At 42.4% G+C, this 16,662-nt stretch carries 12 protein-coding genes; 11 read left to right on the top strand and 1 reads right to left on the bottom strand.

The genetic code is table 11. From position 1 onward, the window contains the following. Positions 1 to 210: 210 nt before the first annotated feature. The 9 genes from KHQ31_RS04660 (at position 211) to KHQ31_RS04625 (ending at position 12,084) form a co-directional block, all read left to right on the top strand. The gene (locus tag KHQ31_RS04660; RefSeq protein WP_213408283.1) at positions 211 to 1,434 is read left to right on the top strand and encodes a CCA tRNA nucleotidyltransferase; all 1,224 of its coding nucleotides are present in this window, start codon (positions 211 to 213) and stop codon (positions 1,432 to 1,434) included. Next, positions 1,434 to 3,347 carry an ABC-F family ATP-binding cassette domain-containing protein gene (locus tag KHQ31_RS04655; RefSeq protein ID WP_213408281.1) on the top strand — a complete coding sequence of 638 codons (1,914 nt, stop codon included), beginning with the start codon at positions 1,434 to 1,436 and terminating at the stop codon, positions 3,345 to 3,347. The genes KHQ31_RS04660 and KHQ31_RS04655 overlap by 1 nt, the downstream gene beginning before the upstream one ends. A 1-nt stretch (position 3,348) precedes the next feature. Continuing rightward, positions 3,349 to 3,846, top strand: a complete 498-nt coding sequence (locus tag KHQ31_RS04650) for a dihydrofolate reductase (RefSeq protein ID WP_213408279.1) — start codon at positions 3,349 to 3,351, stop codon at positions 3,844 to 3,846. 151 nt (positions 3,847 to 3,997) lie between these two features. Continuing rightward, a complete protein-coding gene (locus KHQ31_RS04645) occupies positions 3,998 to 4,186 on the top strand; it encodes a DUF2929 family protein (RefSeq protein WP_213408276.1) in 189 nt (62 codons plus the stop codon). A 294-nt stretch (positions 4,187 to 4,480) separates the two neighbouring features. Further along, the gene (locus tag KHQ31_RS07900) at positions 4,481 to 4,606 is read left to right on the top strand and encodes a hypothetical protein (protein ID WP_264336051.1); all 126 of its coding nucleotides are present in this window, start codon (positions 4,481 to 4,483) and stop codon (positions 4,604 to 4,606) included. Positions 4,607 to 4,962: 356 nt separating this feature from the next. After that, a complete protein-coding gene (locus KHQ31_RS04640; RefSeq protein WP_213408274.1) occupies positions 4,963 to 8,277 on the top strand; it encodes a DNA polymerase III subunit alpha in 3,315 nt (1,104 codons plus the stop codon). A gap of 118 nt (positions 8,278 to 8,395) precedes the next feature. Then, complete coding sequence (locus KHQ31_RS04635) at positions 8,396 to 10,621, top strand: RelA/SpoT family protein (RefSeq protein WP_213408272.1); 2,226 nt, start codon at positions 8,396 to 8,398, stop codon at positions 10,619 to 10,621. A gap of 177 nt (positions 10,622 to 10,798) precedes the next feature. Further along, on the top strand, positions 10,799 to 10,966 hold the full coding sequence (locus KHQ31_RS04630; protein WP_009496442.1) for a type II toxin-antitoxin system RelB/DinJ family antitoxin: 168 nt from the start codon (positions 10,799 to 10,801) through the stop codon (positions 10,964 to 10,966). Positions 10,967 to 11,112: 146 nt separating this feature from the next. Next, a complete protein-coding gene (locus tag KHQ31_RS04625) occupies positions 11,113 to 12,084 on the top strand; it encodes a cation:proton antiporter (protein ID WP_213408270.1) in 972 nt (323 codons plus the stop codon). 56 nt (positions 12,085 to 12,140) lie between these two features. Here the strand turns inward: KHQ31_RS04625 and KHQ31_RS04620 are convergent, their stop codons facing one another. Continuing rightward, a complete protein-coding gene (locus KHQ31_RS04620) occupies positions 12,141 to 13,166 on the bottom strand; it encodes a PucR family transcriptional regulator (protein ID WP_213408268.1) in 1,026 nt (341 codons plus the stop codon). Between the two features lie 182 nt (positions 13,167 to 13,348). Here KHQ31_RS04620 and glpK point away from each other — a divergent pair, with 182 nt between their 5' ends. Both glpK and KHQ31_RS04610 read left to right on the top strand, forming a co-directional pair. Then, positions 13,349 to 14,857 carry a glycerol kinase GlpK gene (gene glpK / locus KHQ31_RS04615; RefSeq protein WP_213408266.1) on the top strand — a complete coding sequence of 503 codons (1,509 nt, stop codon included), beginning with the start codon at positions 13,349 to 13,351 and terminating at the stop codon, positions 14,855 to 14,857. After that, entirely contained in the window at positions 14,858 to 16,660 is a 1,803-nt protein-coding gene (locus KHQ31_RS04610; RefSeq protein ID WP_213408263.1) for an FAD-dependent oxidoreductase, read from the top strand. Positions 16,661 to 16,662: the final 2 nt, after the last annotated feature.

Raw genomic sequence — 16,662 nt, 5'->3', positions numbered from 1 at the left:
CAGGGATAAGTAACTTACATGGTTGTAAGGATGTTAATCGACGTTTTAATGAAATAGAGTGTTATGAACACAGTTTGCCAATTGGTGAGCTGTGTTTTTTATTAGACGTTCATTGATACTTATATTGTTGTAAATTTATGAAATTAAAAATGAAACTATTCCTGTATTCCTTGCTATACTAGAGATAAGAGAAAACACGTGGAGGCTAGTATGCAAATTAAGAATTTACCAGCAGAATTTGAAGCGGCGTTACCAATTTTGGCAACGATTGAAGCAGGCGGATATGAAGCTTACTTTGTCGGTGGATCAGTTCGTGATACATTGCTTGGGAAGCCAATTCATGATGTGGATATTGCAACATCAGCATATCCAGATGAAGTGAAAGCTTTGTTTGATCGTACAGTTGATACTGGGATTGAACATGGAACAGTGATGATCTTGGATCATGGTCAAGGGTACGAAACAACAACGTTCCGTACTGAATCTACATATACAGATTACCGTCGTCCTGATGAAGTAACCTTTGTGCGTTCATTGGAAGAAGACTTGAAGCGTCGTGACTTTACGGTTAACGCTTTGGCTATGAAGGCCGATGGAACAATCATTGACTTATTTGATGGTTTGTCAGACTTAGACAATGGTATTTTACGTGCCGTTGGGGACGCGAATGAACGCTTCAACGAAGATGCTTTGCGCATGGTGCGTGCGGTTCGTTTTGCGGCGCAATTAGGTTTCAAGATTGAAGAATCTACATTGGTTGCGGTGCATGATAATGCCGAACTAATGACACACATTGCTGTGGAACGTACGAACGTTGAATTTACTAAGCTAATGCAAGGTAAGGCAGCGGAATATGCTTTACTTGAAATGATTACAACTGGACTATTTAAGTCTATGCCAGCCCTAGGTGGTTCAGAATTAGACCTAGTTGCGTTTGCGAAGTTGTTGGAAAAGAACCAACCACAAAATGATGAAGTCGCTTGGACTTTGTTGTGTTTTGAATTGGGACTATCTGATGAAGAAGCAAGTGTCTTCCTACGTACTTGGAAGCACAGCAAGGACATGATGAATGAAGTGCGAACGAGCTTAGCTTTGTTATACACATTGAGCTATGGTGAAGCATCTAACTTTGATTTGTACAAAGCTGGTTCAGCGATTAAGACAGCACTAGCTGTGGCTGAATTAAGCGAATTGAATGCGGATACTGATGTTTTGCAAGCACGTTATGATGCCTTGGTGATTAAGAACAAGTCAGAATTAAAGATGACTGGTCGTGAATTGACTGTCGACTTTGGTTTGAAGCCAGGGCCACTATTTGGTCGCTTGATTAATGACTTAGAAGCTGCGGTTGTGGCGGGTAAGCTGGAGAATACATCAGAAGCATTGATGGCAGCGGTACAAAAAGCAATTGATAATGAAAACGAGAAAAACTAATGAAACAATTACGAGCAATTGATTTAACAAGTATCTATGGTGAAAAGACATTGCTTGATCATGTATCGTTTCTAATCGAAACGGGTGATCGAGTAGGTGTAATTGGGGTTAACGGTTCAGGTAAGACGACCTTGATGAACGCCATTTCAGATGTTGTGCCCGCTGACAGTGGGATGATCGAAACACCAAATGACTACACAATTGGATACCTAGCCCAAGACCCAGTTTTGGATGATGAAAAGAACGTATTGGAAGCCATCTTTGCTGGTGCGCAACCAGTCTTCCAATTGATTCGTGACTACGAAGCAGCCTTGGAAGCATATGCGGCACATCCTGAAGATGACAAGGTAATTGCCAACTACACAAAGTTGCAAGCCCATATGGACCAAGAAGAGGCGTGGTTAGCTGAATCAGAAGTTAAGGCCATCTTGACGCAACTACATTTGCCTGACTTTAACTTGCAAGTTAGTCAACTATCTGGGGGACAACGTAAGCGAGTCGGTCTAGCGCAAGTCTTGATTCAAGCGCCTGATTTGTTGTTGCTAGACGAACCAACTAACCACTTGGACTTTGATTCAATTGAATGGTTGGAAAAGTACCTAGCCAGCTACCACGGAGCTGTGATGACTGTTACCCACGATCGTTACTTCTTGGATAACGTCACAAACCGTATTTTTGAATTGTCATTTGGACAATTGTACGAATACAAGGGGAACTATGAAGCATTCGTTTCTGCAAAGGCGGAACGTGTGGCTGCGCAAAAGACAGCGGACCACAAGAATGAACAACTATACAAGCAAGAATTAGCTTGGATGAAGGCCGGTGCCCGTGCCCGTTCAACGAAGCAAACTGCGCGTCAAAACCGCTTTGCTGAAATTGAAGCGCAACGTGGGACTTTGCAAATCGACGAAGACGTTGAAGTTGCCATTGGGCAATCACGTCTAGGTAAGAAGGTTATCAACATTGAGGATGCTAACCTAGTCTTTGACGAACGTATCATTTTGAAGAATTTCAATGAACTAGTCCAAGCGCATGAACGTATTGGAATTACGGGGCCTAATGGAACAGGTAAGTCTACGTTATTGAAGGTTATCGCTGAACAACAAGCCCTAGATTCTGGTGTGGTGGAAATTGGTGAAACTGTTAAGATGGCTTTCTACACACAAACAACGGAACCGATTCCTGAAAACAAGCGTGTGTTTGAATACCTAACTGACGTTGCGGAAGCCATTACTGATCGTAATGGTAACCGTGTCTCAGTATCTGACTTGCTAGAACAATTCTTGTTCCCAAGCTTCATGCACGGAACATTGATTCACAAGTTGTCAGGTGGGGAAAAGCGTCGTCTATACTTGCTTAAGTTATTGATGCAAGAACCAAACGTATTGTTGTTGGACGAGCCAACTAATGACTTGGATATTGGAACTTTGACTGTTTTGGAAAACTACCTACAACACTTCGCTGGAACAGTGATTACTGTTTCCCACGACCGATACTTCTTGGATAAGGTCGCACAAAAGTTGTTGGTATTCCACGGACAAGGGGAGATTTCACGTTTTGCTGGTCATTTCTCAGATTACTTGGAACGCTTCGGTGCACCAACAATTGAAAATGCACCAAGCAAGTTAGCAGAAGCCGCTGAAGTGAAGGAAGAAAAGCCAGTCGTTGAAGCAGCACCTGTTGTTGAAAAGAAAAAGAAGTTCACTTGGGCTGAAAAGCAAGAGTGGGCAACAATTGAAGATGATATTGCAGCGTTAGAAGAAAAAGTTGGTGAACTAGAAGCGGCCATGATTGAAAATGGTTCTGACTTCGGTAAGCTAAGTGATCTACAACGTGAATTTGATGCAACTAATACAGCATTGGAAGAAAAGATGCTACGTTGGGAAGAACTTTCAGAACGCGCGGAGGGCTAATATGGCAGAAGTAAATTTGATCTGGGCTGAAACAAATGATGGAACGATCGCTCTTGATGGTGGGATTCCATGGACACAAAAGGCTGACTTGAAGTTCTTTAAAGAAGAAACAATCAATCAAGTAATCGTAATGGGACGTAATACAATGAACAGCTTCCGTGGCCGTCCATTGCCTAACCGTGTCAATCTAGTATTAACACGGAACGAAGACTTGGAAGTTCCTGAAGGATTCCAAAAGGTCTACGATGTTGAATCTGCAATGGAGATTGCGGATGAAGCTGGTACTAAGCTACAAATTATCGGTGGAAAGCCTATCTATGAATCCTTCATGGCCGTGGCTGACCACTTGTACGTCACTTACTTGGATACTGACTTCCGTGGTGATGTCCACATGGATAAGGTTGATAAGACTGAATGGCGTGGTGAAGAAATCGCACATGGTCCTGCGGATCACGAAAATGATTTTGACTACTCAATCGTTAAGTACACACGTTTCTAAGTAAATTAAGAGCTAGATTTAGTGGTTAATCACAGAATATGCTGTTTGTTTAAAAAAGTTGTGGAATCATTCGACGAAATGATGTGACAAATTGAGCAAACGGGTTTAGAATAGCTATATATTAAAGTGAGAAATCGAGGTTGCTGAAGCAATGATGAAATACGTTAATTTATTCGTTTGGATGTTCATTCTAGGAGAAGTTCTAGGATATATCTCAAGTGCTTTGCAAGGTGTCGCTTATGACGCTACTGCAACAGCATTGTTTTCAGCCGTAATGGGAGTTGTCGGAGTTGTTATGTTCTTCGTTATCTCTCGTTCAGCGAATCCAACTAAGTCTTAAAATGACTTACTGACCAATCGGATGTCATCCATTCGTCAAATCTGTAAAAAGCTAACTTCTATTTGAAGTTAGTTTTTTTATATATTGAGTAAGAAATATTTTGAGACTCAACCTTATGAATCACAAAAATCTAAAATAGATGGTGATTAATTTCGGATATCGTTTAGACAGATAATGAGAGGTTTCCTCTGGAATAAAGTAAGTACCATTCTATGAAAATACGCTATAATTTGGTTATAAAAAGCACAAAAATTAAACATGTTGTAGATTTACGAAATGAGTAGGAGAAACACTATGAAAATTGATGAAATTCTTGAACAAGAACTAAAAAATCCAGAATTTATAAATCATTATTTAGCAGAAAAAGAACGCTCATCAAGTGATATTGCGTCGGTCCTGGACCGTGTACGTGAACATTAAGTTCTTGAACAACGCGATAAGTGACTTTTTTATAATTTTCCATCATCATTAAATTGAATTAAAGCAGCTAATTTTTATTTGAGATTAGCTGCTTTTGTTTTATCGGTGTTTGTATAAAATGTGATTTCCACATTGAAACTTACAAAAATCTATCTTGGATGTTTAGAGGAGCTTTAAAATTAAGATGAGGGTTAATAGATTAGCCCCTAAGGGCCCTAGATATGTTTGGAATTTAATGGTTTTATAACGATATTCATTCAGTTTTGAACTATAATGAGAATATGGTTTAATTCAGATGATTCAAGTGAAATCAACAACGTTACGAGTACACTTAAGTGATAGAAGGAGGCAGCGATATGACACCATTACAAACGAAATCAGCGTTTAGCTTGTTAGAAAGCCCAATGATGCCACAGGCCCTAGTGGAGAATGCTAAGCAAAAAGGGTACAACGCAGTCGCACTAACCGATACAAATATCTTGTATGGGATGGATGCCTTTTATAACGCTGCCTTAGCGGCGGATATTAAGCCAATTCTTGGTTTAACTGCCGAGCTACAAGGAATGACCATGAGTCAACGCTTCCCATACATTCTATTGGTTGAGAATCAAACCGGATATCGCAATCTATTACACATTAGTAGCTTGATTATGAGTCAAACTGAACCAGTATCGTTGGCTGGGTTGGTGGATTCATTAGAAGGACTGTATGTCGTAGTGCCTCGTATTAGTGAATTGTCATTAGTGCTAGGAATGAACAGTAATATTGATGTTGCTGGGAAGTGGCTGGCTGATGTGCAAGCCTTAGTACCTGCGGGACATCTTTATCTAGGTGTGACGTCAGATATGGCCGATGACATGATTACAACATACCGTAATCTATCAGGTGCTTATGATGTACCACTAGTAGCGATGGATCCAGTTGAATACGCTGATCCAAGTGATCAATTCGCCGCACAAGTCGTAACAAAGATTGGGCAAGGAGAAGTCCTAGCTAATATCGCCTTGAGCCAGAAAGAAACACCAACGCGTTTCCTAGCTTCAATGGCTGATAGTACAGAACGATTCGTCACTAAGGGATTAGGTGATGCTGTTGAAAACGCAGATTGGATTGCGGAACATTCAGCGTTCGAGATTGAAGCAACCCATGACAATCTACCAGAAACACCATTGCCAGAAGGTGAAACGGCGGCGGAATACTTAGCTGATTTAGCTGAACGTGGTTTAGTATCACGCTTAGCTGAATTAGGGATTGAAGATGATGGGCGTTATTCAAATCGTTTAGCACATGAATTAGGCATTATTGATGAATTGGGATTCAATCAATACTTCTTAATCGTGGCTGACATGATTCTATTTGCGCAACATGAAGAAATTCGCATTGGACCAGGGCGTGGATCTGCGGCTGGTTCTTTAGTTGCGTACGTATTAGGGATCACTGATGTGGATCCCATTGCGTATGATCTATTGTTCGAACGTTTCTTGAATCCAGAACGTATTCAAATGCCCGATATTGATATCGACATCCCCGACAACCGCCGTGAAGATGTCCTGCGTTATCTACACCAACGTTATGGTCATGAACACGTCGCCCAAATCATCACATTCTCAACGATGGCGATGCGTGCCGTCGTCCGTGATGTTGCCCGTGTCTTTGGACTGAATCCCTCACAAATTGACCAACTAGCCAAGACACTACCACGTGAAGTTGGCATGACCGTGGCGGACGCTTATGAACAATCACAACCTTTTAAGAACGCATTAATCGACTTGCCCGTTGATGGTGAACTATTAGTTGAGACAGCTAAGAAGTTAGAAGGATTACCTCGTAATGCATCTTTGCACGCGGCTGGGGTCGTCTTGTCTGCGCAAGCCATTGAACAAGTTATGCCAGTCCAACTAGGCGAAGATGAACGGCTAGTCACCCAATTACCAAAGGGTCCAGTTGAACGCCTAGGCCTTTTGAAGATGGATTTCTTGGCGCTATCTAACTTGAATATCTTAGATACAGCCTTACGTGCCGTCGCCAAAGTAGATCCAGACTTCAACATCAATAAGATTGATTTGAATGATCAAAAGACACTTGCTTTGTTCCAAAAGGGACAAACAAATGGGGTCTTCCAATTTGAATCAGCTGGGATGAAGAACATGTTGCGCGATTTGAAGCCTGATACGTTTGAAGATATCGTAGCGGCGAATGCCTTGTTCCGCCCAGGACCTAGTCAAAACATTGGTCACTTCATTGCCCGTAAGCATGGACAAGAAGCACAAGATGTTCCTGATGAAAGTATGGCCGCGATTCTAGCACCAACTTACGGGATTATTGTCTACCAAGAGCAAGTTATGCGTGTTGCCGAACAATTCGCTGGTTTCTCACTTGGGCAAGCCGACTTATTACGTCGTGCGATGTCTAAGAAGGATAAGGCCCAATTGGATGCAGTGAAAACTCAATTTGTGAGCGGAGCCGAGCGTCTAGGCCATACTGCTGAACTTGCGGAACAAGTTTATGGGTATATTGAAACCTTTGCGATGTATGGATTTAACCGTTCACACGCGGTGGCTTATTCAAAGCTAGCCATGCAATTGGCTTATTTGAAGGCGCATTATCCAGCGGCTTTCTATAAAGCGGTTATGAATGATGCGATTGCGCAACGTCCAAAAATTATGGCGTATCTAACTGAAGCACGTAGTATTGGCGTTGAAATTGCCCGACCTGATATTAATACGAGTTGGCAAGGTTATACGATTACGGACAAAGGTCAATTACAGATGGGCTTGGCCTCAATTGCGGGTCTTCGTCGTGACTTCCGTGAAACGATTCTGAATGAACGTTCAGAACATGGTCGTTATAAGTCATTAGACGAATTAATTGCGCGTTTACCTGCGAAGTATCAAAAGCCAGAGAGTATTGAACCACTAATTTATGCTGGTGCATTAGATGGATTCGATACGAATCGTAAGAAGCTGGTGCAATCATTAAAGCCAATCATTGATGCCGTTTCATTCTCAGGTGGGTCCTTAGATCTATTGGCAGAAGTTAAGCCAAAAGAAGTGATGGTTGAACCGTTCAATGCAACGGAACAATTAGATTTGGAATTTGAATACCTAGGTGTTTATTTGAGTGGTCATCCAATCGAAGCGTACCTATCATTACCACATCAAGATATTGCGAACTTGAGTTTGAATGCACCAAAGGCATCCATCTTAGGTTATGTGAAGGGTGTCAAAGTCATTCGTACGAAGAAGGGTGACGAAATGGCCTTCGTTGATGTGATGGATCTAAGTGGTGATATCTCAGTAACCGTCTTCCCGCAATTGTATAAGCAAGTGGGAAAGTCGCTGGAAGCAGGGGCTATTCTGCAAATTCAAGGAACCGTTGAAGCCCAACGTAAGGGGGATGGTTTGCAAATGATCGTGAACCAATTACAAGTAGCTCAGCAACCTGAAGTTGCGAGTGGGACTTGGTATGTCCGTTATAGTTCAGATGAACAAGGGAAAGCCTTGAATAATATCATTCGTGAGCATAAGGGGATCAATCCAGTTGTGGCTGTGAATGAAATGACGGGTAAGAATACGCGGCTAGAACAACGTCATTGGTTAGCCGCCGATGAAGCCACAAAACAAGCATTAATTGCCGTATTAGGGTCTGAAAACGTCGTCTTTAAAGCATAAATATGCGACTTTCTGTCCGAAACTTTAATGACTGGCACATTTGATGTAAGATAGTATATATATACTCAGCTTACTAGATGTTTTACGAACATTTAAATCAGGCGGAAAGAAGGACACGATGGTAGAGACGAAATCAGTAACCGCAACCGATGTGCACAACACCGTTGCCAGTTACATGAACGAAAATCATGTTGCAAAAGTAGATAAAGCGTATGCTTTCGCTGATAACTTGCACCATGACCAAATGCGCCAATCAGGCGAGCCTTATATTATGCACCCAGTGCAAGTGGCCGGTATTTTAGCGGATTTGAACATGGATCCAGATACTGTCGTGGCTGGATACTTGCATGATGTGATTGAAGACACAGATGCGACACTTGAAGAATTAACGGAACTATTTGGTGAGGACGTTGCACTAATCGTTGATGGGGTGTCAAAGCTTTCAAAAATTAAATATAAGTCAACGCGTGAGCAATTAGCAGAAAATCACCGTAAGCTTCTTTTGGCGATGTCAAAAGACATTCGTGTGATTATCGTTAAGCTAGCAGATCGTTTACACAATATGCGTACACTGGATGCTTTGAAGCCAGAAAAGCAACGCCGTATTGCGAATGAAACCTTAGAAATCTACGCACCATTGGCGGATCGTCTTGGGATCATGACGATTAAGTGGGAACTAGAAGACTTGTCATTACGTTATCTAGATACGGAAGCGTACCATGATATTGCCAAGAAGATGAAGATGCGCCGTCAAGAACGTCTAAACTTCGTGGACCAAGCCGTGAATGAGATTGAAGACATCATTAGTGAACTAAATCTGGAACATGCGGATGTCTATGGTCGTCCGAAGCATATTTATTCTGTTTATCGTAAGATGGTCGATAAGCATAAGGACTTCGAAGATATCTTCGACTTATCTGCTATTCGTGTAGTTGTGGACTCAATGCCAGAAACATATGCTGTCTTGGGGATGATTCACTCTAAGTGGACACCAATGCCAGGCCGTTTCAAGGACTATATTGCCTTGCCTAAGGCCAATGGATACCAATCATTGCATACAACCGTTGTGGGACCAGGTGGTCGACCAATGGAAGTTCAAATTCGTACCCATGCGATGCACGAAGTCGCTGAATTTGGTGTGGCCGCACACTGGGCATATAAAGAAGGTAAGCAAGACGGAGCGGACGTTCAAAACGCAGATCAACAGAAATTGAACGTGATTCAAACTATTTTGGATCTTGATGATGTGGGTGATGCGAATGAATTCATGGAATCGGTCAAAGGAGAGTTGTTTACGAACCTAACCTTTGCCTTTACGCCAATGGGCGATGTGATCGAATTGCCGCAAGGGGCTGGGCCATTAGATATGGCATACAGTATCCATACTAAAGTAGGTAATCACACGACTGGTGCGAAGGTGAATGATCGCATTGTGCCGTTGGATTATGAAATTCAAACGGGTGACATTGTAGAAATCATGACCTCACAAAACGCCAAGCCAAATCGTGATTGGTTAAATGTGGTGTCAACACGTCGTGCCCGTAATAAGATTCGCCAATACTTCCGTCAACAGGATAAGGGTGAAAATATTGCGGCTGGTAAGAAGATTCTAGCGGACTTCTTGCGTAACGATGGCTTTGATCCAGAAGAAATCATGACGACCGAAAATGCGGAGTACGCTGCCGAGAAGACTTACTTCAAGACAACGGATGATTTGTATGCTGGCTTAGGCTTTGGGGATGTAAGTCCACAAGGAATCGTTAATAAGTTCACCGAAAAGAAGCGTGCGGAACTAGAAGCTGAACGTCTGGACGCTGAGCAAAAAGCGGTGCTTGAAGAGCACACAACCCTTGAAAATGCGGTTAAAAAGGATTCTAAGCAACGTAAACGCGATAGTATCGTGATTGATGGGGTGGATAATCTATTAATTCGTCTTGGTCACTGTTGTACACCTGTACCAGGGGACGATGTGATTGGTTATGTCACCCAAGGACGTGGCGTTTCTGTACACCGTAAAGATTGTCCGAATGTACGTGCCGCTGAAGATGCAGATCAACGTTTAATTAACGTTGATTGGGCTCCGGATTTGTTGGGTGGCCGTGAAGAATTTGAGGCCGACCTGTTGGTTCGTGCGACAAATCGTGAAAAGTTATTGAATGACGTTATTCGTACCGTCACAAACACAACGAAGAAATTAAGCTCAATTAATGGGCGAATTAATAACCGTGATGAAGTGGTTATTAGCCTAACTGTGGTTGTCCGTGATATTGAACAATTGGAACATATTATGGAAAGTATTAAAAATGTAAAAGATGTGTTTGACGTTGAACGCGCATTCAAATAACGTAAAAACGTTTTAAAATGTAAAATTAAGTATGTGTAATCTTGTTTACAACGGGGTTTTGTCATGTTCTGCGAATTTTTTTATGATTTTTCATATTTTTAGTAGGTTGTTTTCAAAAACAATATGTTATACTATATTATGAAATTTAAATAATAAAAAACGACGGGGGATATAACCATGGCAGAAAAGCTAATTCAATTGCGTGTTGAAGACAACGTAAAGGACAAGGCAGACGAAATTTTCAAGGCGCAAGGTTTGACTACACAAACTGCGATCAAGATCTTTTTGACACAAGTTGCACATACTGGTAACTCACCATTTGACAATTTGTTCTCAGCAAAGTAAACTAAATTTACATAGAAGAATAAATTAACGGTTGAGACGGATGCCTCAAGAACGGATTAGTTGGGGGAACTAATCATTTCTTGAGGTGTCCTTTTTTGTTAGTATTCATCTAAAAATAATGAAATATGTTGGGAGAAGTAAGTTATATGTCTATTATTATTAATTTGTTAGTTCTTCTAGCCGTTGCGCTAGTTGCGGGTTGGTTAGGGACTAAGATTGGGCTATCAAAGGTTGTTGGACAACTGATGGCCGGTTTGATTGTTGGGCCTGCATTGCTAAACGTCGTGCCAAACAGCCACCCAATTGAAGTGATTGCTGAAATTGGTGTGCTATTGCTATTGTTCAATGCCGGTTTGGAAACAGATGTGAAGACATTGAAGGATAACGCTAAGCCAGCAACATGGGTTGCCTTGATGGGAGTTATCGTACCATTGGTTGCATTCCCACTTGTTGCCTACTTCGGATTGGGGATTGAACTTGGAATCGCTATTTTCTGGGGTATCGTATTCGCCGCTACTTCAATTTCAATCACAATTGCCGTGCTAACTGAACAAAACAAGGTACAATCACGTGTTGGTGCCGTTGTTCTAGGAGCCGCTGTCTTGGATGATATCTTGGCTTTGTTGTTGGTTACTGCTTACACTGCCTTCGTTGGTGGAAATGGTTTGAGCATTACAACATTGTTCCCATTGATTGCCTTCGGTCTTGGTTTGGCTTTGAGCCGTTGGTCAAAGGCAGAAGACATGTACCACATCTTGTCTAACGTTGGTGAATGGTCACTATACCCAATCTTCTTCGGATCAATTGGTTTGGCCGTTACATTGGACTTGTCAGTTAAGATGGTTGTCGTCTTGTTACTATTGACTGTTTTGGCCGTTGCAACTAAGTACTACGGTTCTGGTTTCGGAGCTCGTTTTGCTGGATTGAACGTTGCTGAAGCACGTGCTACTGGGGCTGGAATGGTCTCACGTGGTGAAATGGCTTTGGTTATCGCTAAGATTGGATTGGGAGCAGGTGTCTTGTCAGCCCCAATCTTCGCCGAATTCGTTGTGGTTATTATCCTATCAACAATCGTTGCTCCAATCATGTTGAAGCCAATGCTTTCAAAGGTTGACTAATTAAATGCATATAAATAAAAACGCACATTCAAATCGAATGTGCGTTTTTTTTGTGTCTATAATTCTGAAACGGCGTCAGAAGATGTGCCCAAGAAGACAATGTATAAGAAGATTAGGTCTTGATAATTACGTGGATCAAGCTTTGTTGTCTTATGAATCATATCAAGACGATAGTTCAATGTATTTCGGTGAATGTGTAATTCATCAGCAGTTTGTTGCAAGTGGCCATTGTTTTCAAAGTAAACACGGAAGGTGTTCAACAAATCAGTGGCATTATCATTGCCCTTAAAGCTAAAGGGTGACTTTAATTGCATGGCGCTAGCCAGAATCAATGTGATGTATTGTGAACGTTGCCAATCAACCGGTGACTTAATCGGTAATGTTAAGGCATGGTTTAGTGCACTTTGTGCTTGTTGCAAGGCCTTCTTTAGATTAACCGTTGGCGCTGACACACCAGCTGGATAGGACATGTTTAAACTATCTAACGTTGGATTAGTCCCATCTAAGACAATCATTGTTTGTTTGGCTTCATGTAATGGTAGGGCATTTAATGCATGTACTTTTAATTCTTCCGGTAACGTTTCTTCTGAAAGCACCATTAGACGGTGCGGCTTCATGACATCGTAACCAAATGATTGGCCTTGCAGAATGAAATCATGGGAGAAGGTTTCGGGGTCACGGTGCAACCATTGATCTAAGAACTTAGCACGCGTAGCTGGTTGACGACGTGTATCTGCGTTCTCATTAAAGATTTCTTCCGCCAAAATCAAATTGGCTGAACGAGAAACAATCTTAATTAAGGGGTCTGTGGTTGTGAAAGGACCGACCAAACCGAGATAACCAATTTTCTGTGTTTGATAAACCAAGGGCATTAGGTAGATTTGTTCATCATTGTACGTTAACTGCAGTGGCGCTGGTGTTTCTAGCGCTTCAGCTGGGATTGGTAGATTGGTCTTGACCAGATTTGGTGTATCAGTTGCCAAATTTATTCCAGTCGGTGTTGTGATAATTAATGTGATAGGTGTGATGTCTGCCTGGATTTTTGTGAAGACAGCTTGAGCGATGGAATGGCTTAGTATCATGGTCTGACGTCCTTTCAGGAGTTTTTCAGCAAAAGTGACAACAAGGTTAGTTGTGCAAATGCACAAAATTCTTTGTGAAATCATTCTATTCCCAAAACATTATTTCTAACTTAAGATAAGCATATAGAAAAAAGAAAGCGTTTACATTTACGCGACAGGGAAACTTAAGGAGAGTAAAAACCATGGCAAAGTACATTCTAACAATTGACGAGGGAACAAGTAGTACACGTGCGGTTATTTATGATCAAAAGGGAGAGGTAGTGACACGTGCACAACGTGAAATTACAATGTTCTATCCACATGCTGGATGGGTTGAACAAGATGCGAACGAAATTTGGATTGCAGTTCAAGCGGTCATCGCCACTGCATTGATTCAATCAGGTATCCAACCTGATGACATCGCCGGAGTTGGAATTACTAACCAACGTGAAACAACTGTTATTTGGGATAAGGAAACCGGTTTGCCAATCCACAAGGCAATCGTTTGGCAATCACGTCAAACAAGCGACATCGCTGAAGCACTTCGTGAAAAGGGCCATGAAGAGATGATTCGTGCCAAGACTGGGCTACCAATTGACCCATACTTCTCAGCTACTAAGATTCGTTACATCTTGGACGCTGTACCTGGTGCACAACAACAAGCTGAAAAGGGAGACTTGTTGTTTGGAACAATCGACACATGGCTACTATGGAAGTTGACTGGTGGAGCGGTTCACGCAACTGACTACACAAACGCTTCACGTACAATGTTGTACGACATTCACAACCTAAAGTGGGATGAAGAAATCATGAGCTTGCTAAACATCCCCGCAGCTATCTTGCCAGATGTTCGTTCATCATCAGAAGTTTACGGAACTGCGATGCCAGTTCACTTCTTCGGATCTGAAGTGCCAATCGCCGGAATCGCTGGTGACCAACAAGCTTCATTGTTTGGACAATTGGCCTTGGATGCTGGAACTGTTAAGAACACATATGGAACCGGTGCCTTTATCATGATGAACACGGCTGAAAAGCCAGTTATCTCAGATAACGGACTACTAACAACGATTGGATACGGACTTGATGGTAAGGTCACTTACGCATTGGAAGGTTCAGTCTTCGTTGCCGGATCAGCTATGCAATGGCTACGTGATGGAATCGAAATGATTGAAAAGACTTCAATGAGTGAAGAACTATCATATAGCTCAACTAACGACGACGAAGTTTACGTTGTGCCAGCCTTTACTGGATTGGGTGCACCATACTGGGACTCAGACGCCCGTGGAGCTATCTTCGGTTTGACGCGTGGAACAACACGTGCCGACTTCGTTAAGGCCACACTACAATCATTGGCTTACCAAAGTAAGGATGTTGTGGACGTGATGGTTAAGGAAACTGGTATCGACGTACCAGAAATCCGTGTCGACGGTGGAGCATCATTGAACAACTACTTGATGCAATTCCAAGCTGACTTGTTGAACGTACCAATCAAGCGTGCGGCCAACGTTGAAAGTACTGCGATTGGTGCAGCTTACCTAGCTGGATTGGCCGTTGGTTTCTGGAAGGACGTTGAAGAATTGAAGTCTCTACAAGCCATTTCAAAGGTTTACGAACCTGAAATGGATCAAGAACGTGCAGAAGACTTGTACGAAGGTTGGACACAAGCGGTTCAAGCAACACAAAGCTTTAAGCCTAAGAAAGGGATGAAATAAATGACTTTATCAACACTAAATCGTCATCAAACGATTGAACAATTACAAACCGAGAAGTTAGATGTCTTGGTGATCGGTGGTGGGATCACCGGTGCCGGTATTGCGATGCAATCAGCTGCTTCTAACTTGAAGACTGGTTTGGTCGAAATGCAAGACTTCGCTGAAGGAACAAGTAGTCGTTCAACGAAATTGGTCCACGGTGGAATTCGTTACTTGAAGACCTTTGACGTCGACGTTGTGGCTGACACAGTTAGTGAACGTGCGCGTATTCAACGTATTGCGCCACACATTCCACGTCCATCACGTATGTTGATGCCTTTGTATAACGACAGTGAAGCAACTTTCAGCCCATTTAGTGCCAAGATTGCGATGGAATTGTACGACAAGTTGGCCGCTGTGCCACGTGAAAGCCCATACGCGCACAAGCTATTGTCTGCGGATGAAGTAGCGGAATACGTGCCGAACCTAAAACAAGAAAACTTGCTAGGTTTGGCAGTTTACTTGGATTACCAAAACAATGACGCGCGTCTAACAATTGAAAACATCAAGCAAGCTTCTGCAGATGGTGCTTTGGCCGTGAGCCAAGTTAAGGCTATCGACATTAGCGAAACTGATGATGGTAAGTTGGTAACGGTTCAAGATCAAGTGAGTGGTGAAACATTCAAGATTCAAGCGAAGGTTGTTGTGAACGCTGGTGGTCCTTGGTATGACAAGGTGCTACGTTTGGCTGATACACAAGAACAACAAAAGATTCGCCCAACAAAGGGTGTGCACTTGGTTGTTGACTCAAGCCGTTTGTCAGTGCCAGACACTGTCTACTTTGACTCAGGTTACCAAGACGGTCGTATGTTGTTCGTTATTCCACGTGAAGGTAAGACTTACTTTGGAACAACTGACACTGACTTTAAGGGTGATTACACACATCCAAAGGTTGAACAAGCTGATGTTGATTACCTATTGAAGGCTATCAACAACCGTTTCGACGGTGCTAACCTAACCATTGATGATATCCAAGCTAGTTGGGCAGGTCTTCGTCCATTGATTGGAGCTGGTGATTACAATGGTAATACACAAAAGAAGACTGTTGATGATGACGGTCTACGTGAATTGCAAACTGTCTTGAACGAATACTTCAACCACGATGTCGAACGTGATGCCGTTGATGCAACAATGGCTGAATTGAGCAAGGGTGGCAAGGCCGCTTCAAGCGTCTCTCGTGGCTTTGAAATCAAGGTTGATTACGGCATGGTTAACGTTTCTGGTGGAAAGTTGACTGACTACCGTTTGATGGGATCAGACGCCATGAAGGAAGTTGCTAAGTTGTTGGCCACTGAATTTGGGGTGAAGGTATCACTAGTTGATTCAACTAAGTATGCAATCTCAGGTGGACATTTCGACCATATGGCTGTTGATGAAACAATGGACGCTTACACCAAGACATTGGTTGACGCTGGCTTGCCAGAAGACGAAGCCAAGATGATGGCGAACTTGTATGGTTCTAACGTGCCAGAAGTCTTGAAGTATGTTGAAAGTGGCGAAATTGCTGAAGGATTGACTTTGGCCCAAACAAGCATGTTGCACTACGCACTTGAAAACGAAATGGTTATGCGACCAATCGACTTCATGCTACGTCGTACGAACTTCTTGTTGTTCCATTCAGAAATTACAGATCAAATTGAAGCAGCGGTGATTGCTGAAATGGCCAAGCAGTTGGACTGGTCAGCAGACACTACTGAAAACATGAAACAAGAGTACTACCAATTGCGTGGTGAAGCACAATTGGCGTACCTAAAGGAAGCATAGAA

The sequence above is a fragment of the Weissella ceti genome (assembly GCF_018394055.1).
Classification (GTDB): domain Bacteria; phylum Bacillota; class Bacilli; order Lactobacillales; family Lactobacillaceae; genus Weissella; species Weissella ceti.
Note: the sequence above shows the minus strand (reverse complement) of the source record. Positions and strands in the feature narration are given on the sequence as shown.